The organism is Variovorax sp. Soil_C_19, assembly GCF_057657255.1.
Genome location: NZ_JBDGIV010000016.1, coordinates 43096 through 62431, shown reverse-complemented (window position 1 = coordinate 62431; position 19336 = coordinate 43096). Strand labels below are relative to the sequence as shown.

General features: G+C 69.1%; 16 protein-coding genes. All 16 read left to right on the top strand.

The features are described 5' to 3' along the window. Positions 1-16: 16 nt before the first annotated feature. The gene (locus tag AC3A6R_RS23420) at positions 17-1660 is read left to right on the top strand and encodes an STAS domain-containing protein (RefSeq protein ID WP_487865732.1); all 1644 of its coding nucleotides are present in this window, start codon (positions 17-19) and stop codon (positions 1658-1660) included. 60 nt (positions 1661-1720) lie between these two features. After that, positions 1721-2266: an ATP-dependent protease subunit HslV gene (gene hslV, locus AC3A6R_RS23415; RefSeq protein ID WP_487861714.1), complete on the top strand. Its 546-nt coding sequence runs from the start codon at positions 1721-1723 to the stop codon at positions 2264-2266. 2 nt (positions 2267-2268) lie between these two features. Beyond that, complete coding sequence (gene hslU, locus AC3A6R_RS23410; RefSeq protein WP_487861713.1) at positions 2269-3597, top strand: ATP-dependent protease ATPase subunit HslU; 1329 nt, start codon at positions 2269-2271, stop codon at positions 3595-3597. Positions 3598-3863: 266 nt separating this feature from the next. After that, positions 3864-4292 carry a division/cell wall cluster transcriptional repressor MraZ gene (mraZ, locus tag AC3A6R_RS23405; RefSeq protein ID WP_487865731.1) on the top strand — a complete coding sequence of 143 codons (429 nt, stop codon included), beginning with the start codon at positions 3864-3866 and terminating at the stop codon, positions 4290-4292. Positions 4293-4300: 8 nt separating this feature from the next. Next, positions 4301-5224: a 16S rRNA (cytosine(1402)-N(4))-methyltransferase RsmH gene (gene rsmH / locus AC3A6R_RS23400; protein WP_487865730.1), complete on the top strand. Its 924-nt coding sequence runs from the start codon at positions 4301-4303 to the stop codon at positions 5222-5224. An 84-nt stretch (positions 5225-5308) separates the two neighbouring features. Beyond that, positions 5309-5647, top strand: coding sequence for a cell division protein FtsL (gene ftsL / locus AC3A6R_RS23395; RefSeq protein WP_487861711.1), 339 nt, complete (start codon positions 5309-5311; stop codon positions 5645-5647). Beyond that, the gene (locus tag AC3A6R_RS23390) at positions 5644-7392 is read left to right on the top strand and encodes a peptidoglycan D,D-transpeptidase FtsI family protein (protein WP_487861710.1); all 1749 of its coding nucleotides are present in this window, start codon (positions 5644-5646) and stop codon (positions 7390-7392) included. The genes ftsL and AC3A6R_RS23390 overlap by 4 nt, the downstream gene beginning before the upstream one ends. A 2-nt stretch (positions 7393-7394) precedes the next feature. Next, entirely contained in the window at positions 7395-8963 is a 1569-nt protein-coding gene (locus AC3A6R_RS23385; protein WP_487865729.1) for a UDP-N-acetylmuramoyl-L-alanyl-D-glutamate--2,6-diaminopimelate ligase, read from the top strand. Next, entirely contained in the window at positions 8960-10429 is a 1470-nt protein-coding gene (locus AC3A6R_RS23380) for a UDP-N-acetylmuramoyl-tripeptide--D-alanyl-D-alanine ligase (protein WP_487865728.1), read from the top strand. Before AC3A6R_RS23385 ends, AC3A6R_RS23380 begins: the two co-directional genes overlap by 4 nt. Positions 10430-10451: 22 nt before the next feature. Next, entirely contained in the window at positions 10452-11630 is a 1179-nt protein-coding gene (gene mraY / locus AC3A6R_RS23375; RefSeq protein ID WP_487861707.1) for a phospho-N-acetylmuramoyl-pentapeptide-transferase, read from the top strand. A gap of 16 nt (positions 11631-11646) precedes the next feature. After that, entirely contained in the window at positions 11647-13677 is a 2031-nt protein-coding gene (gene murD / locus AC3A6R_RS23370) for a UDP-N-acetylmuramoyl-L-alanine--D-glutamate ligase (protein ID WP_487865727.1), read from the top strand. Continuing rightward, positions 13674-14972: a putative lipid II flippase FtsW gene (ftsW, locus tag AC3A6R_RS23365; protein WP_487865726.1), complete on the top strand. Its 1299-nt coding sequence runs from the start codon at positions 13674-13676 to the stop codon at positions 14970-14972. The genes murD and ftsW overlap by 4 nt, the downstream gene beginning before the upstream one ends. 76 nt (positions 14973-15048) lie before the next feature. Next, complete coding sequence (murG, locus tag AC3A6R_RS23360; RefSeq protein WP_487865725.1) at positions 15049-16110, top strand: undecaprenyldiphospho-muramoylpentapeptide beta-N-acetylglucosaminyltransferase; 1062 nt, start codon at positions 15049-15051, stop codon at positions 16108-16110. Next, positions 16107-17561, top strand: a complete 1455-nt coding sequence (gene murC / locus AC3A6R_RS23355; RefSeq protein ID WP_487861703.1) for a UDP-N-acetylmuramate--L-alanine ligase — start codon at positions 16107-16109, stop codon at positions 17559-17561. Before murG ends, murC begins: the two co-directional genes overlap by 4 nt. Further along, on the top strand, positions 17558-18529 hold the full coding sequence (locus AC3A6R_RS23350) for a D-alanine--D-alanine ligase (RefSeq protein ID WP_487865724.1): 972 nt from the start codon (positions 17558-17560) through the stop codon (positions 18527-18529). The genes murC and AC3A6R_RS23350 overlap by 4 nt, the downstream gene beginning before the upstream one ends. A 2-nt stretch (positions 18530-18531) precedes the next feature. Then, a complete protein-coding gene (locus tag AC3A6R_RS23345) occupies positions 18532-19320 on the top strand; it encodes a cell division protein FtsQ/DivIB (RefSeq protein WP_487861701.1) in 789 nt (262 codons plus the stop codon). Positions 19321-19336 lie beyond the last annotated feature (16 nt).

Here is a 19336-nt window from a genome sequence, read left to right as displayed (position 1 = left end):
CCCGGAACGCCCGCCGATGCCAAAGGAAGAGTCGGGCCGCCTTTTCTCGAAGGTGGCGAAGTTCGTCCGCAACCCGCTCAAGGACTGGTCGGAACTGGACTCGACCGCCACGGCCGATTCCACGCTGCCCGATGCGGCCTACAGCCGCGAAATGCTCAAGGAGATGATCGAGCGGCGCCAGCGCAACGACTTCGTGCGCCGGCGCGAGTTCGACATGCTGCGCAAGCTGCGCCAGCGCGAAGCGGCCGCCCATGCCTTCGAAGGCACGGTCACGCCGTCGTCCTTCAACATCAACAGCACCACCACGGAGAAGTCCGAGGGGCGCGCGCTCACGCTCAAGAAGATCGACGAGATCGAAGAGCAGATGTCGCAGCAGTGGTGGAAGGGCCGCGGCCCCAATGGCGAGGTGCTGGTCAATCCGCCGCCCGACGGCGGCGCCGAGACCCTGCCGCCGCCGCAGGATCCGGCCGAGCTGGCGAGGCTGCTCGCGCCCACGGTGCCTGCGCCGCCGCCCGAGGCTGCGCCTGTTGCCTTGCCCCCGGTCGTGGCACCGCCGCCGTCCGCGCTGCCGGCGCACGACGACGCGCTCAAGGAGGCCGTGATTCGCTTCTCGCACGGCGACGACGCGGGCGCCGAAGCCATCCTGCTGCAGGCGCTGTCCGCCGACAGCGCCGCGGGCGACGGCAGCCATGCCCAGGCGGCATTCGAGCGCGACGATGCGCGCTGGCGGGCGCTGTTCGACCTGTACCGTGCCACCGGCGAGGCCGCGCGCTTTGCCGCGGCCCGCATGCGCTACGCGCAGCGCATGAAGCGCATGGGCCCCGACTGGGTGCCGCTCGACGAACTGGCGCGCAACGTCAGGGCCGTGGCCGCGAGCGAGTTTGCCGAACTGGCGCCCGCGGGCGCCGACTGGGTCTGCCCGGCGCGCCTGGCGCGTGAAGGGCTGATGCAGCTCACGCGGGCCTTGTCGCAGGCCGGTGCGGTCTGGACGCTCGACTGGCGGGCGTTGAGCGCCATCGAGGCCGATGCCGCCGCGCCACTGCGCGTGCTGTTCAATCACTGGGCCGATTCTCCGGTGCAGCTGCGTTTCGTCGGTGCGGCGAAGCTGCAGGCCGTGCTCGCCGAGGCCGCACCCGGCAACGAGCGCCGGACGTCTGACCTCTGGTGGCAACTGCACATGGCCGCGCTGCGCATGATGAACATGCCCGACGACTTCGAGCTGGTGGCGCTCAACTACTGCATCACCTATGAAGTCTCGCCACCGGCGTGGCAAGACCCGAAGGGCACCTGCGTGCTGCTGGCCCCGCCGGCCGTGACGTCGCCGAGTTCGGTGTGGTCGCTGCTTTCCAGCGGCGAATCCGAGAGCTTTCCGTCGACCGACAGCGGCTTTGCGGCGCTGGCCGGCGACCTGCGCGGCGAGGCGCATTCGAGCCTCCAGCGGCTCGATGCGGAACTGCACGGCAGCACCGCGCCCACGATCTCGTGCGCCGCCCTGCTGCGCATGGACCTGAGCGCGGCCGGCACGCTGCTGGCCTGGGTGCGGGCGCGCGATGCACGCGGCGAGCGGGTCCAGTTCGTAGACGCCCACCGGCTCGTCGCGGGCCTGTTCGACCTGGTCGGGATCGCCGACCACGCCACCGTCGCCATCCGCAAAAACTGAGTTCCGGGCCTGAAGCGGTGCGGGGCTTGCATTGGTCGGCCGCGTCCCCAGATGGCTTCGATGGAACAGTTTCACGGCACCACCATCGTGAGCGTGCGCCGCAAGACTCCCCAGGGCGACCAGGTCGCCATTGGCGGGGACGGGCAGGTCACACTCGGCAACATCGTCATCAAGGGCACCGCGCGCAAAGTGCGGCGGCTCTACCACGGCAAGGTGCTCGCGGGCTTTGCCGGCGCCACGGCCGACGCCTTCACGCTCTTCGAGCGCTTCGAGGCCAAGCTCGAGAAGCACCAGGGACACCTGACGCGCGCCGCGGTCGAGCTCACCAAAGACTGGCGCACCGACCGCGTGCTGCGCAAGCTCGAGGCCATGCTGGCCGTCGCCGACGCCACCACCTCGCTGATCATCACCGGCAACGGCGACGTGCTGGAGCCGCAGGACGGCGTGATCGCCATCGGCTCAGGCGGCGCGTTCGCGCAGTCGGCCGCCAAGGCGCTGATCGAGAACACCGAGCTCACGGCAGAGCAAATTGTTAAGAAATCGCTGGAGATCGCCGGCGAAATCTGCATTTACACGAACATGAACCACACGGTGGAAGCGCTCTGACCATGTCCATGACGCCCCAGGAAATCGTCTCCGAGCTCGACAACCACATCGTCGGCCAGCCGGCGGCCAAGCGCGCCGTCGCGATTGCGCTGCGCAACCGCTGGCGCCGCCAGCAGGTCGAGGAGAAGCTGCGCGTGGAGATCACGCCCAAGAACATCCTCATGATCGGCCCCACCGGCGTGGGCAAGACCGAGATCGCACGCCGCCTCGCGCGTCTCGCGGATGCGCCCTTCATCAAGGTGGAGGCCACCAAGTTCACCGAGGTGGGCTATGTCGGCAAGGACGTCGACTCGATCATCCGCGACCTGGCCGAGATCGCAGTAAAACAGACGCGCGAAGCCGAGAGCGCCAAGGTGCGCGCGCGCGCCGAGGACGCGGCCGAGGAGCGCATCCTCGACGTGCTGCTGCCGCCCGCGCGCGGCGCCGACGGTGCCACGCCGCAGCTGGAGGGCCCGAACCCCACGCGCCAGGCCTTCCGCAAGAAGCTGCGCGAGCACCAGCTCGACGACAAGGAGATCGAGATCGACCTGGCCGAGGCGCGCGCGCCGCTCGAGATCATGGGCCCGGCGGGCATGGAGGAAATGACCGAGCAGCTGCGCGGCATGTTCGGCCAGCTCGGGGGCGGCAAGCGCAAGACGCGCAAGCTCAAGATCGCCGAGGCGATGCGCCTGCTGATCGACGAGGAAGCCGCCAAGCTCGTCAACGAGGACGAGATCCGCGCGCAGGCCATCACCAACGCCGAGCAGAACGGCATCGTCTTCATCGACGAGATCGACAAGGTCGCCACGCGCAGCGAGGCGCAGGGCTCCGACGTGTCGCGCCAGGGCGTGCAGCGCGACCTGCTGCCGCTGGTCGAAGGCACGGCCGTAACCACCAAGTACGGCGTTGTGCGCACCGATCACATGCTGTTCATCGCGAGCGGCGCGTTCCACCTGAGCAAGCCGAGCGACCTGATCCCCGAACTGCAGGGGCGCTTCCCGATCCGCGTGGAACTGCAGTCGCTTTCGGTGGCCGATTTCGAGAGCATCCTCACGCAGACCCGCGCCTCGCTCGTGAAGCAGTACCAGGCGCTGCTCGCGACCGAAGGCGTGACGCTCGACTTCACGACCGAAGGCGTGACCCGGCTCGCGACCATCGCTTTCGAGGTCAACGAGCGCACCGAGAACATCGGCGCGCGCCGCCTTTCGACCGTGATGGAGCGGCTGCTGGATGAGGTAAGCTTCGACGCGGCCCGCATCGAAGGTCAGACGATCCACATCGATGCCGCCTATGTCGACCAGCGCCTGGCTGCGCTGAGCCAAGACGAAGATCTTTCCCGCTTCATTCTCTGAAGCCGCCTCGCGGCCCTGTAACGGGGCCGCGCTTCACGCATCACATTCACTGCGTGAGCTAAGTGCTTAATTTTCAACGAAATTCACCGGTTTCCCTGTTTGGAAACCGGTGCTAAGTCGTTGATTCCATTACAAAAAAAGCCTCGACCGCCCGTTGCGCCTGAAGTGTTTCCTGCTACAGTGCAAAAAAGTGCAGTTAAGTGGGAAAAAGTGCGGGTGGTGCCTCTTCCAGGTGCCACGGTGCTCCCAAACAGGGGTTCTCGGTCGTGTTTCAAGGCGCTTCATCGCTCAGTCTGGATGCCAAGGGGCGGCTCTCCGTGCCGACCCGGCATCGTGACGTCCTGAGCGCCACGGCGAGCGGCCAGCTCACGATAACCAAGCACCCGCACGGCTGCCTCATGGTGTTCCCCCGTCCCGAATGGGAGAAGTTCCGCGAGCGCATCGCCGCGCTGCCGATGTCGGCGCAGTGGTGGAAGCGCGTCTTCCTCGGCAACGCGATGGACGTCGAGATGGACGGCACCGGCCGCATCCTCGTCTCGCCCGAACTGCGCGCGGCCACCGGCATCACGCGCGAGACGCTGCTGCTGGGCATGGGCAACCACTTCGAGCTCTGGGACAAGGCCACGTACGAGGCCAAGGAGGCCGAGGCCACCCAGGGCGATATGCCCGATGTGTTCCAGGACTTCGCGTTCTGAGGGCTCCCGTGAACACGCCATGGACCCATACGACCGTCTTGCTGGACGAAGCGGTGCAAGCCCTTCTTTCAGGGGCCGCTGCGGCCACAGGCACCTACGTGGATGCGACCTTCGGGCGCGGAGGGCATGCGCGCGCGATCCTCGCGCGGCTCGCGCCGGAAGGCAGGCTGATCGCATTCGACAAGGATGCAGAAGCGGTGGCCGAAGCAGCGCGCATCTCCGATGCGCGTTTTTCCATCCGCCACCAGGGATTCCGCGCGCTGGGCGAATTGCCCGAGGCCAGCATCGCGGGTGTGCTGATGGACCTGGGCGTGAGTTCGCCGCAAATCGACAACCCGGTGCGCGGCTTCAGTTTTCGTTTCGACGGCCCGCTCGACATGCGCATGGACACCACGCGCGGCGAGAGCGTGGCCGAATGGCTGGCAACGGCCGAACTTCAGCAGATTGCAGAGGTGATCCGTGACTATGGCGAAGAACGGTTTGCTGTTCAGATTGCAAAGGCGATTGTTGCTCGCCGACAAGAACGGGGCGCAATTTCAACCACCACCGAACTGGCCGAGCTCGTGGCTGGCACGGTCAAAACCCGCGAGCAGGGCCAGAACCCTGCAACGCGCACATTTCAGGCTTTTCGGATTTTCATCAACGCCGAGCTTGAAGAGCTGCAACAGGCGCTAGAGGCGAGCCTCTCGGTGCTGCAGCCCGGTGGCCGGCTCGCGGTGATCAGCTTCCATTCGCTCGAAGACCGCATCGTGAAGCAGTTCATCGCGCGGCATTCGAAGGAGGTCTACGACCGCCGTGCGCCGTTTGCCGCACCCCGGGCGATGAAGCTGCGCGCGCTCGAGCGCATCAAGCCCTCGGCCGAAGAGGTGAGCGGCAACCCGCGCTCGCGCAGCGCGATCCTGCGCGTGGCCGAACGCACCGAGCTCCCATGACGCGCCCCCACGCTCATCGCTTCGCGTATCGCTGCCCCCCAAGGGGGCGCTCAGTGCCCTTCGGGCGGCCGGGCGGGCACTGACATGGCCCGCCTCAACCTGCTCCTGCTGCTCGCCGTGGTCGCCTCGGCGCTGTTCCTCGTGCACACGCAGTACCAGTCGCGCCAGCTCTACACCGAGCTCCACCGGGCCCAGCAGGAGGCGCGGCGGCTCGAGCTCGACCATGACCGCCTGCAGGTGGAGAAGCGTGCGCAGGCCACGCCGCTGCGCGTGGAGAAGCTCGCCAAGGAGCAGCTCCAGATGCGCACCACCACGCCGGCCATCACGCAGTACGTGCGGCCCGACGGCACGGTGATCCCGGCCGTGGTGGCGCCGCCGCCCGCGCCGCCCGAGCCCCGCCCGGGCGCGAGGGGTGCGCGATGAGCCGTCGCAGCGTCCGCTACACCACCAGTCCCTTGCTCGCGAGCAAGACGCCGGTCTGGCGCAGCAAGTTCATCGTCGCGAGCATCGCGTTCGGCTTCCTCGTGCTGGCGGGCCGCGCCGCGTACGTGCAGGTGTTCAACAACAGCTTCTTCCAGCGCCAGGGCGAGGTCCGCTTCGCCCGCACGCTCGAGCTGCCGGCCAACCGTGGCCGCATCCTCGACCGCAATGGCCTGATCCTCGCGTCGAGCGTGGTGGCGCCAAGCATCTGGGCCATTCCGGAAGACATCGAGCGCGACGATCCCGAAGTGCGTGCCAAGCTCCGCCAGGTGGCCAAGCTGCTCGAGATGTCGCAGAAGGAGTTCGACAAGAAGCTCGAGGACGAGGACAAGACCTTCGTCTGGATCAAGCGCCAGGTCGACGCGCCGATCGCCAAGCAGATCGCCGCTCTCGACATCAAGGGGCTGTACCAGCGCAAGGCGTACAAGCGCGAATATCCCGAAGGCGAGGCCGCGGCGCACGTGGTGGGCTTCACGAACGTCGAGGACAACGGCCAGGAAGGCATCGAGCTCGCCTTCAACAAGGAGCTCGCCGGCAAGGAGGGCTCGCGCCGCGTCATCAAGGACCGCCTGGGCCGCGTGGTCGAGGGCGTGGGCGAGCAGGTGCCGCCGGTCGACGGCAAGGACATCCAGCTCAGCGTCGACAGCAAGGTCCAGTTCTTCGCCTACCAGAAGCTGCGCGACGCGGTGACCGCGCGCAAGGCCAAGGCCGGCAGCGTGGTGGTGCTGGACGCCGTCACGGGCGAAGTGCTGGCCCTGGCCAATTATCCGAGCTACGTGCCCGACAAGCGCCAGAACCTCACGGGCGAGCAGCTGCGCAACCGCGCGCTCACCGACACCTTCGAGCCGGGCTCGACGATGAAGCCGATCACGGTCGCCATGGCGCTGGAGGCGGGTCGCATCAAGCCTTCGACCTTGATCGAGACCGGCCCGGGCCGCTACCAGATCGGTGGCTTCACCATCAGCGACACGCACAACTACGGCACGCTCACCGTCGAGGGCGTGATCCAGAAGTCGAGCAACGTGGGCGCGCTCAAGATCGCGCAGAAGATGACACCCCACGAGATGTGGGACACCTACACCGCACTCGGCTACGGGCAGAAACCGCAGATTCGGTTCCCGGGCGCGGTGAGCGGGCGGCTGCGGCCCTGGAAGACCTGGAAGCCGGTCGAGCAGGCGACCATGGCCTATGGCTACGGCCTGTCGGCGTCGCTGTTTCAAATGACGCATTCGTACACCGCGTTCGCGCACGACGGCGCCATCATCCCGGTCACCATCCTGAAGAATTCCGAGCCGCCCGTCGGCGTGCGGGTGTTCTCGGCGGCGAATGCGCAGGCGGTTCGCAAGATGCTGCAGATGGCCACCGGCCCGGGCGGCACCGGCACGCGCGCGCAGACCGTCGGCTATTCGGTCGGCGGCAAGTCGGGCACCGCGCACAAGCAGGTCGGCAAGGGCTATGCGAGCAACAAGTACCGGGCGTGGTTCACCGGCATGGCGCCGATCGACAAGCCGCGCATCATCGTCGGCGTGATGATCGACGAGCCGAGCGACGGCCAGTACTACGGCGGCCTGGCTGCCGCGCCCGTCTTCAGCGAAGTCGTGCAGCAGACGCTGCGCATGATGAACGTTCCGCCCGACCTCGCGGTCAAACCGCTGGTGGTGACCGAAGGCGTCGCCGAGAGCTTCTGAGCATGCTGACATTCACATCCCCCCTCATCGCCGCGCAATGGCTCAAGCAGCGCGTGCAGGGTGTGCTGCATGCCGACAGCCGACCGGTGGGCGCGGGCGACGGTTTCATCGCCTGGCCCGGCGCGGCCACCGACGGGCGCAGGCACGTGGCGACAGCGCTCGCGCAGGGCGCGGTGGCCTGCCTCGTCGAGCACGAGGGCGTGGAAGCCTTCGGTTTCGACGAAGGCGGGTTCGGCGACCGCGTCGCGAGCTACCCGGGGCTCAAGGCGGCCACCGGCCCGATTGCCGCGGCCTTCCACGACAACCCCTCGGCCGCGCTCGAGGTGCTGGCCGTGACCGGCACCAACGGCAAGACCTCGACCGCGTGGTGGCTGGCCGAAGCGCTGGGCACGCTGGCCGTGCCCGGCGGCGTGCGCGCACCGCGGCTCGACGGCACGCTCGAGCGCGCGGTGCCGTCGCCCTGCGCGGTCATGGGCACGCTCGGCATCGGCGTGCCGCCGGCTGTCGTCTACACCGGGCTCACCACGCCCGATCCGGTGATGCTGCAGCGCGAACTCCGCGCACTGGTCGACCGCGGTTTCGGCGCCTGCGCCATCGAGGCCTCGTCGATCGGCATTGCCGAGCGGCGCCTCGACGGCCTGCGCATTGCGGTGGCGGTGTTCACCAATTTCACCCAGGACCATCTCGACTACCACGGCAGCATGGAAGCCTACTGGGAGGCCAAGGCCGAGTTGTTCCGTTGGCCGGGCCTGCGTGCCGCGGTCGTCAACATCGACGACGTGCACGGCGCGAGCCTGTGCGCGAACCTGATCGACGGCGGCATCGGCGCGCTCGACGTGTGGACCGTCTCGGCCGCGGGCAAGCCGGCACGGCTGATGGCGCGCGACGTCGCGCACGGCGCACAGGGCCTCGAGTTCTCGGTGGTCGAGCAGGGCAGCGACGGCGTCGAACACCTGGCGACCGGCCTGATCGGCCAGTACAACGTAGCCAACCTGCTGGGCGTGCTCGGCACGCTGCGCGCGCTGGGCCTCTCGCTCGCGCAGGCGGTGGCTGCCTGCGCCGGCCTCACGAGCGTGCCGGGCCGCATGGAGCGCGTGCGCTTCGACGGCGGCCATGCACCGCTCGCGGTGGTCGACTACGCCCACACGCCCGACGCCCTCGACAAGGCGCTCGCCGGCCTGCGCCCGCTCGCACAGCAGCGCGGCGGCGCGCTCTGGTGCGTGTTCGGCTGCGGCGGCGACCGCGATGCCGTCAAGCGGCCGATGATGGCGGCCGTGGCCGAGCGCCAGTCCGACCACGTCGTCGTGACCAGCGACAACCCGCGCAGCGAAAGCCCCGACGCGATCATCAGCCAGGTGCTGCTCGGCCTGTCGCGCCCCGAGGCGGCCCGGGTGCAGCCCGACCGCGCGGCCGCGATCGCCGATGCCATCGCCGAGGCCGCGCCGCACGACGTGGTGCTGCTCGCCGGCAAGGGCCACGAGGCCTGGCAGGAGATCGCCGGCCAGCGCATTCCGTTCTCCGACCGCAGCCACGCGCTCGACGCGCTCGCGCAGCGAGGAGCCGTACGATGAGCGCCGCACCAGTGAGCGCAACCACGCCCCTGATGCTCACGCTGGCGCAGGCGCAGCAATGGATGCCCGGTGCGCGCCTCGTCGGCGACGGCGCCACCACGGTGGCGCGCGTGCACACCGACACCCGCACCCTCGCCGAGGGCGACCTGTTCGTGGCGCTCAAGGGCGAGCGCTTCGACGCCAACGACTTTCTTGTCGACGCCAAGGCCGGCGGCGCCGTGGCCGCCATCGCGCACCACGGCCTCGAAGCCGCGGGCCTCGCCGGCCTCGAAGTGCCCGACACGCTCGCTGCACTGGGCGCCCTGGCGGCGCGCTGGCGGGCGCAGTTCGAACTGCCGCTCATCGCCGTGACCGGCAGCAACGGCAAGACCACGGTCACGCAGATGATCGCCGCGATCCTGGTCGCGTTCCGCGGCGAGCGCGCGCTCGCGACGGCGGGCAACTTCAACAACGAGATCGGGGTTCCCCTGACGTTGCTGCGCCTGCGCGCATCGCACCAGCATGCGGTGGTCGAACTCGGCATGAACCATCCGGGCGAGATCGCGCGCCTCGCGGCCATGGCGCGCCCGACGATCGCGCTGGTCAACAACGCGCAGCGCGAGCACCTCGAATTCATGGCCACGGTCGAGGCCGTGGCGCGCGAGAACGGTGCCGTGTTCGCGGCGCTGCCCGCCGACGGCACCGCGGTGTTCCCGCATGCCGATCCCTTCTCGGGTCTCTGGACCGACATGGCGCACGACGGTGCGGCACGCCGCTGCATGTGTTTCGGCGAAGCGCCGGAGGCCGACGTCTCGCTCGCGGCCGCCGAATGGCGCCAGGGCGCCTGGCAGGTCCGCGTCCGCACGCCGCTCGGCGAACTTGACGCACGCTTGCGGATCGCCGGCCGGCACAACGTGGTCAATGCGCTCGCGGCCACCGCCTGTGCGCTCGCGGGCGGCGTGCCGCTCGACGCCATCGCCGCGGGCCTGTCGGCCTTCGATCCCGTGAAAGGCCGCTCGCGCGCCTGCGCGGTCGTGCTGGCCGACGGGCATTCGCTCACGCTGGTGGACGACAGCTACAACGCCAACCCCGACTCGGTGCGCGCCGCGATCGACGTGCTCGCGGCGCTGCCCGGCCCGCGCCTGCTGGTGCTCGGCGACATGGGCGAGGTCGGCGACCGCGCGGCCGAGTTCCATGCCGAGGTGGGCGACTGGGCGCGCCAGCGCGGCATCGAGGCCGTCTATGCGCTCGGCGCCGACAGCGCGCACAGCATCGCGGCGTTCGGTGGCAACGGCGATGCCGGCCGGCACTTCGCCGACGCCGATGCGCTCGACGCCGCGGTGCGCGCACGCCTGCCACAGGTGGCGAGCGTGCTCGTGAAAGGCTCGCGCTTCATGAAGATGGAGCGCGTGGTCCGCACCATTGAACAAGCGGCTGCGCTGGCGCCCGCAACGACAACAACAACGACACAAGGAGGCCGGTCATGACGCATGCACCTGGCGACACCCCATGCTGATGAGCCTGGCCCAATGGCTGCAGACGATCTCGCCCGAGTTCGGGTTCCTGCGCATCTTCCAGTACCTGACGTTCCGCGCGCTCATGGCGGCGCTGACCGCGTTGGTGGTCGGCCTGGTGGCCGGCCCCTTCGTGATCCGGCGCCTCACCGCGCTCAAGATCGGTCAGCCGGTGCGCGGCTACGGCATGGAGACGCACCTCACCAAGAGCGGCACGCCCACCATGGGCGGCGTGCTGGTGCTGTTCGCGATCGCCTTCGCCACGCTGCTGTGGTTCGACCTCTCGAACCGCTTCGTCTGGATCGTGCTGTGGGTCACGATGGGCTTCGGCGCCATTGGCTGGGTCGACGACTGGCGCAAGGTGGTGCGCAAGGACCCCGAGGGCATGCGCTCGCGCGAGAAGTACTTCTGGCAGTCGGTGGTCGGCCTGTTCGCGGGCATCTACCTGCTGTTCAGCATTTCGGAAAGCTCCAACTGGCGCGTGCTGCAGCTGTTCTTCGCCTGGGTGCAGTCGGGCTTCGCGCTCGACTTTCCGCCCAAGATCAACCTGCTCGTGCCCTTCTTCAAGGAAGTGAGCTACCCCCTCGGCGGCATCGGTTTCGTGATCCTCACCTACCTGGTGATCGTGGGCGCGAGCAATGCGGTCAACCTGACCGACGGCCTCGACGGGCTCGCAATCATGCCGGTGGTGATGGTCGGCTCGGCCTTGGGCGTGTTCGCCTATGTCACCGGCAGCGCGGTCTATTCGAAGTACCTGCTGTTTCCGAGCATCCCGGGCTCGGGCGAGCTGCTGGTGTTCTGCTCGGCCATGGCGGGCGCGGGCCTCGCGTTCCTCTGGTTCAACACCCATCCGGCGCAGGTCTTCATGGGCGACGTGGGCGCGCTGGCACTCGGCGGCGCGCTCGGCACCATCGCGGTCATCGTGCGCCAGGAGATCGTGTTCTTCGTGATGGGCGGCATCTTCGTGGTCGAGGCGATCTCGGTGATGGCGCAGGTCGCCTACTTCAAATACACCAAGAAGCGCTTCGGCGAAGGCCGCCGCGTGCTCAAGATGGCGCCGCTGCACCATCACTTCGAGAAGAGCGGATGGCGCGAGACGCAGGTGGTGGTGCGGTTCTGGATCATCACGATGCTGCTGTGCCTCGTGGGCCTTTCCACGCTGAAGCTGCGCTGAGCACAGACATAGACAGATGCGGCACCTGAAAGACCTCCCCGTCCTGATCCTCGGCCTCGGCGCGTCCGGGCTGGCGATGGCGCGCTGGTGCGCGCGCCACGGCGGCGTCGTGACCGTGGCCGATACGCGCGAAGCGCCGCCGGCGCTCGCTGCGCTGAAGGCCGAACTGCCCGATGTGGCTTTCGTCGGTGGGCCGTTCTCGGCTGCACTGATCGACGGCACGCCGATCCGCGCGGTGTACCGCTCGCCGGGCCTGGCGCCCGCGACCATCGCGCCGGTGCTCGGTGCCGCAAGGGCCGTGGGCCTCGCCGTCGGCGGCGAGCTCGACCTGTTCGCGCGCGCGCTGCAGGACCTGCGCACGATCGAACTGGCCGTGCCCGAGGTGGAGCCGCAAGCCGATGGCGCGCCGCCGATCGAGGTGCCGCCCGAAGTGGCCGCGGCGCAGATCGAGATCGCACTCGAGGCCGCAGCGCCGGAAGCCGCGCCCGAGCAGCCCGAGGCTGCCGCGCTGACCGAAGCCGAAGACGAACCCGACGCCGAACCGCCCGCCGAGGTACAGCCCGAGACGGCGGTTCCCGCGCTCGCCGAGACGATGCCGCGCGATCCCTCGCTGAGCATTCCCGCTGAACCGCCCGAACAACCGGCGGCCGAGATGCCCGAGGCGCCTCCTGCTGCCACTGCGCCGCCGCCGGCCACCGGCAAGGCCTACGTGCCAACAGCCGCCAAGGAAGCCGCCGAATTCGTCGCGAAGCTCGCCGAATTCGCCGCCGCCAACCCGGCATCGGCCGCGGTCGAGGAAGAGCCGACGCCGCAGTTGCCGCTGGTGCCCATCGAGGAGCCGCCTGCGCCCAAGGGCTACACGCCCGCGGTGCTCGCGGTCACCGGCACCAACGGTAAGACCACCGTCACAGCGCTCACTGGGCAACTGGTCGAGCGCGCGGGCCGGACCGTGGCCGTGGCCGGCAACATCGGCCCGACGCTGCTCGACACGCTGAGCGCGCACATCGATGCCGAGACGCTGCCCGACGTGTGGGTGCTCGAGCTCTCGAGCTTCCAGCTCGACGGCGTGCAGGATTTCGAGCCCACGGCGGCGACGGTGCTCAACCTCACGCAGGACCACCTCGACTGGCATGGCGACATGAAGGCCTATGCCGGCGCCAAGGGGCGCATCTTCGGCGCGAAGGGCCTGATGATCCTCAACCGCGACGACGAAGGCGCGATGGCGATGCTGCCCGCGCCCGTGAAGGCGAAGCTGCAGCGCCCGCAGGTGCGCACGCACGTGACCTTCGGCGCGGGAATGCCGCAGCGCCCCGGCGACTACGGCATCGAGCGGCTCAACGGGATGACCTGGTTGGTGCGTGCGCTCGAGGCCGATGAGACGCAGAAGCGCAAGCGCGGCGCGGTGGTCGAGGAAGAAATCTTCGTGCAGCGCCTGATGCCGGCCGACGCGCTGCGCATCCGCGGTCGCCACAACGCACTGAATGCGCTCGCCGCGCTCGCGCTCGCGAGTGCGGCGGGTTGCCCGCTCGGACCGATGCTCTACGGCCTGCGCGAGTACCGCGGCGAGCCGCACCGGGTCGAGCCGATCGCGCTGGTCGACGACGTCGAGTACTTCGACGACAGCAAGGGCACCAACGTTGGCGCCACCGTGGCTGCGCTGAGCGGCCTCGGCGAAGAGCGGCGCGTGGTGGCCATTCTCGGCGGCGAGGGCAAGGGGCAGGACTTCGAGCCGCTCGCAGCCCCGGTTGCCCGGTACGCGCGCGCCGTGGTGCTCATCGGCCGCGATGCGCCGCTGATCGCCGAGGCACTGGCGTCGACCGGCGTGTCGCTGATGCAGGCCGGCTCGATGCAAGAGGCCGTGAAGCTCGCCGCCGCGCGCGCCAACCCTGGCGACGCCGTGCTGCTGTCACCGGCCTGTGCGAGCTTCGACATGTTCCGCGACTACGCGCACCGTGCCGAGGTGTTCCGTGAGGCCGTCGAGGCACTCGCCGGCGGCGCCCCGGCCAACGACGACGACGCCGGCTTTCCGGCTGGAGACCCCGCATGACCGCCCCCGCCGCCGGCGCCACGCCCAACGCAGGCACCAGCCGTTTCGGCGGCTGGTTCCGCCGCGCGCGCACCGGCATCGATTCGCTGCCGGTGCACCTGCCGGTGCGCCTCGGCGGCGCGGGCATCGCGCAGACCAAGGCGGTGCCGGTGCGCGTGATGGGCTTCGACCAGGCGCTGGTCTGGGTCATCGTGGCGCTGCTCACCTGGGGCCTGGTGATGGTCTATTCGGCCTCCATCGCGCTGCCCGACAACCCGCGCTTCGTGCGCGCGGGCTATGGCCCGGCGTATTTCCTCACGCGCCATGCGGCCTCGGTTGCATTGGCGTGCATCGCGGCGCTGCTGGCCTTCCAGGTGCCGATGAAGACCTGGGAGCGCGCTGCGCCCTGGCTCTTCGTGGCCTCGCTGCTGCTGCTGGTGGCGGTGCTCATTCCGCACATCGGCATCAACGTGAACGGCGCGCGGCGCTGGCTGCCGCTGGGCTTCATGCGCTTCCAACCTTCCGAACTCGCCAAGCTCGCCATGGTGCTCTATGCCGCCAGCTACATGGTGCGCAAGATGGAGATCAAGGAGCGCTTCTTCCGCGCCGTGCTGCCGATGGGCATCGCCGTGGTGGTAGTCGGCATGCTCGTGATGGCCGAGCCGGACATGGGCGCCTTCATGGTGATCGCGGTGATCGCGATGGGCATCCTGTTCCTGGGCGGCGTGAATGCGCGCATGTTCTTCCTGATCGCGGCGCTCGTGGTCGTGGCTTTCGGCACTATCGTCGCGTCGAGCCCGTGGCGCCGCGAACGGATCTTCGCCTACCTCGATCCATGGAGCGAAGAGCACGCGCTGGGCAAGGGCTACCAGCTCTCGCATTCGCTGATCGCCATCGGGCGCGGCGAGATCTTCGGCGTGGGCCTGGGCGGCAGCGTCGAGAAGCTGCACTGGCTGCCCGAGGCGCACACCGACTTCCTGCTCGCCGTGATCGGCGAGGAGTTCGGCCTGGTCGGCGTGCTGCTGATCATCGGCCTGTTCCTCTGGCTCACGCGCCGCATCATGCACATCGGCCGCCAGTCGATCGCGCTCGACCGCGTGTTCTCGGGCCTCGTGGCACAGGGCGTGGGCGTGTGGATCGGCTTCCAGGCCTTCATCAACATGGGCGTGAACCTCGGCGCGCTGCCGACCAAGGGCCTGACCCTGCCGCTGATGAGCTTCGGTGGCTCGGCGATCCTGATGAACATGGCGGCGCTGGCGATCGTCTTGCGGATCGACTATGAAAACCGCGTTCTCATGCGCGGAGGCCGCGTATGAGAACGCGGTTTCGCCAAAACCGAGTCAGCGCGAAGCGCTGCGGCGCGGCAGCGCCGTTGATGCGCGGAGGCCGCGTATGACGCGCACCGCACTCGTCATGGCCGGCGGTACCGGCGGCCACATCTTCCCGGGGCTGGCGGTGGCCGAGGCGCTGCGCGAGCGCGGCTGGCGCGTGCACTGGCTCGGCGCGCCGGGCAGCATGGAAGAACGGCTGGTGCCGCCGCGCGGCTTCGTCTTCGAGCCGGTGCAGTTCGGCGGTGTGCGCGGCAAGGGTCCGCTCACGCTGTTCCTGCTGCCGCTCAAGCTGCTGCGTGCGTTCTGGCAGAGCTTCGGCGTGGTGCGCCGCGTGAAGCCCGACGTGGTGGTGGGCCTGGGCGGCTACATCACCTTTCCGGGCGGCATGATGGGCGTGCTGCTCAACAAGCCGCTGGTACTGCACGAGCAGAACTCGGTCGCGGGTCTTGCCAACAAGGTGCTGGCGGGCGTGGCCGACCGGGTGTTCACGGCCTTTCCCGACGTGCTCAAGAAGGCGCAGTGGATCGGCAACCCGCTGCGCGGGGCCTTCACCTCGCAGCCCGAGCCGGCCGCGCGCTTCGCAGGCCGCAGCGGCCCGCTGAAGGTGCTGGTGGTCGGCGGCAGCCTCGGCGCCAAGGCGCTGAATGCGGTCGTGCCGAAGGCGCTCGCGCGCATCGAGCCCGGCACGCGACCGCGCGTGCTGCACCAGAGCGGCGCCAAGCAGATCGACGAACTGCGCGCCAACTACGCCGTGGCCGGCGTCGAAGGCGAACTCACGCCGTTCATCGAAGATACCGCACAGGCCTATGCCGACGCCGACATCATCGTCGCGCGCGCCGGGGCCAGCACGGTCACCGAAATCGCGGCCGTCGGCGCAGCAGCGCTGTTCGTGCCTTTCCCCTCGGCGGTCGACGACCACCAGACCACCAACGCGCGTTTCCTCGTCGACGCGGGCGGCGGCTGGCTGGTGCAGCAGACCGACCTCACACCTGAATTGCTGGCTGACTTGCTACAGAAGACACAACGAACCGAACTGATCGATCGCGCCCAGAAAGCCAAGAGCATGCGAAAGACCGAGGCCGTCGAAGCGATGGTCCGCGCCTGCGAGGAGCTCGCGAAATGAAGCACGCCATTCGCCACATCCACTTCGTCGGCATCGGCGGCTCGGGCATGAGCGGCATCGCCGAGGTGCTGCTGAACCTGGGCTACACGATCACGGGTTCCGACCTCGCCGACAGCGCCACGCTGCGCCGGCTCGCGGGGCTGGGCATCGGCACCTTCGTTGGCCACGCGGCCGCGCACATCGACGGCGCTGATGCGGTGGTGACCTCGACCGCGGTGCAGTCCGACAACCCCGAGGTGCTGGCCGCGCGCGAGAAGCGCATTCCGGTGGTGCCGCGCGCGCTCATGCTCGCCGAGCTGATGCGCCTGAAGCAGGGCATCGCGATCGCCGGCACGCACGGCAAGACGACCACGACCAGCCTGGTGGCGAGCGTGCTCGAGGCCGCGGGGCTCGACCCGACTTTCGTGATCGGCGGTCGGCTCAACAGCGCCGGTGCCAACGCACAGCTCGGCAGCGGCGACTACATCGTGGTGGAAGCCGACGAGTCGGACGCCTCGTTCCTGAACCTGCTGCCGGTGATGGCAGTGGTCACGAACATCGACGCCGACCACATGGAGACCTACGGGCACGATTTCGCGAACCTCAAGAAGGCCTTCGTCGACTTCCTGCACCGCATGCCGTTCTACGGCGTGGCGATCCTGTGCACCGACGATCCCGCGGTGCGCGACATCGTGGCCGAAGTGACCTGCCCGGTCACCAGCTACGGCTTCGGCGAGGATGCGCAGGTGCGCGCGGTCGACGTGCGCGCGGTCGGGGGCCAGATGCACTTCACGGCCCAGCGGCGCAACGGCGTCACGCTGCCCGACCTGCCCATCGTGCTGAACCTGCCGGGCGAGCACAACGTGCGCAATGCACTCTCGGTGATCGCGGTGGCGGTCGAGCTCGGCATTCCCGACGAAGCGGTGCAGCGAGGCCTCTCGGGCTTCAAGGGCGTGGGGCGCCGCTTCCAGAGCTATGGCGACCTGGCCGTGCAGGGGCCGTCGGCCGGCAGCTTCACGCTGATCGACGACTACGGCCACCATCCGGTCGAGATGGCCGCCACGCTGGCGGCCGCGCGCGGCGCATTCCCGGGGCGCCGGCTGGTGCTGGCGTTCCAGCCGCACCGCTACACCCGAACGCGCGACTGCTTCGAGGATTTCGTCAAGGTCATCGGCAATGCCGACGCGGTCCTGCTCGGCGAGGTGTACGCCGCGGGCGAGGCGCCGATCGTGGCCGCCGACGGCCGCTCGCTGGCGCGCGCGCTGCGCGTGGCCGGCAAGGTGGAGCCGGTGTTCGTCGACGACATCGCGGCCATGCCCCAGGCCATTCTCGACAACGCCCGTGCCGGCGACGTGGTGCTGTGCATGGGCGCGGGTTCGATCGGCGCCGTGCCAGGCAAGGTGGCCGAGATGGCAACTGCGGCCGGGGCGCCGCCAACAGCGCGCACCGCGCGCGAGGGAGAGGCATCGTGAGCCTTCAGGATCCAGCGCAATTCGGCAAGGTGGCCGTGCTGTTCGGCGGCAGTTCTGCCGAGCGCGAAATCTCGCTGCTGTCGGGCCAGGGCGTGCTCGAGGCGCTGCGCGCACGCGGCGTCGATGCGCGGGCGTTCGACCCCGCCGAGCGCGATCTGGTCGAACTCCGGCGCGAGAACTTCGCGCGCTGCTTCATCGCGCTGCATGGCCGCCACGGCGAGGACGGCACGGTGCAGGGCGCGCTCGAGCTGCTCGGCATTCCCTACACCGGCTCCGGCGTGATGGCTTCGAGCGTGGCGATGGACAAGGTCATGACCAAGCGCATCTGGCAGGCCGATGGACTGCCGACGCCGAAATACGTGCGCCTCGCATTCGACCAGCAGGGCCGCGAGCAGGTCCGCGCGGTGCCCGATGTGCTGGGGTTGCCGCTCATCGTGAAGCCGCCGCGCGAGGGCTCGTCGATCGGCGTGACCAAGGTCGAGGGCTATTCCCAGATGCAGGATGCCGTGGCGCTGTCGGCCCGCTACGACGCCGACGTGCTGTGCGAGGAATTCATCGAGGGCGAGGAAGTGACCTGCGCCGTGCTCGGCAGCGGGCTCGATGCGCATGCACTGCCGGTGGTGCGCATCGCCGCACCCGAAGGCGCCTACGACTACCAGAACAAGTACTTCACCGACGACGTGAAGTACCACTGCCCGAGCGGGCTGCCCGAGGCCGAAGAGCGCGAGATCCAGCGCATCACGCTGGCAGCCTACCGCACGCTCGGCTGCCGCGGCTGGGGCCGCGCCGACGTGATGATCCGCGCGAGCGACCGCAAGCCCTTCCTGCTCGAGATGAACACCTCGCCCGGCATGACCAGCCATTCGTTGGTGCCGATGTCGGCGCGTGCGTCGGGCATCGCCTACGAAGACCTGTGCGTGCGCGTGCTGGCTTCGGCCACGCTCGATGCGAGCGGGGGGAACCCGTAGCCATGGCAGACAGCATCCAGGCGCCCTTCGACGTCAAGCTCATGAACATCGTCTCGACCATTGCGTTCGCGGCGGTGGGTCTCATGCTGCTTGCCGCCGGCGCCTGGTGGGTGCTGCGCCAGCCGTTCTTCCCGATCGGCGGCATCAAGGTCGACGGCGACGTGACGCACAACAACGCGGTGACGTTGCGCGCCAACGTCGCGCCGCAGCTCTCGGGCAACTTCTTTACCGTCGACCTGTCGCGCGCGCGCACGGCCTTCGAGACGGTGCCGTGGGTCCGCAAGGCCGTGGTGCGGCGCGAGTTCCCCGACCGCCTGCGCGTGACCCTGACCGAGCAGGTGCCGGTGGGCACCTGGGGCGACGAGGCCGGATCGAAGCTGATCAATGGCTTTGGCGAGGTGTTCGACGCCAACGTGGCCGAGGTCGACGAACGGCTGCCGCGGCTCGATGGACCGATCGAGCAGGCGGGGCAGGTGCTGGGCATGTACCGCGTGATCGCACCGCTGTTCGCGCCCTATGACGTCGGCGTGGCGGAACTCAGGCTGTCGAGCCGGGGCAGCTGGAAGGCGGTGCTCGACACCGGCGCGCAGATCGAGCTGGGGCGCGGCAATGCCGAGGAGGTCACGACCCGCGCGCAGCGCTTCCTGACGACCGTGACGCAGGTCGCGGCCCAATACCAGCGCACGCCGGCCGACGTCGAGGCGGCCGACCTGCGCCACAACGACGCGTATGCGCTGCGTCTGCGCGGAGTCACCACCGTCGTGGCCGACCCCAAGACGAAGAAGAAATAGACAGAGCGAATACCGA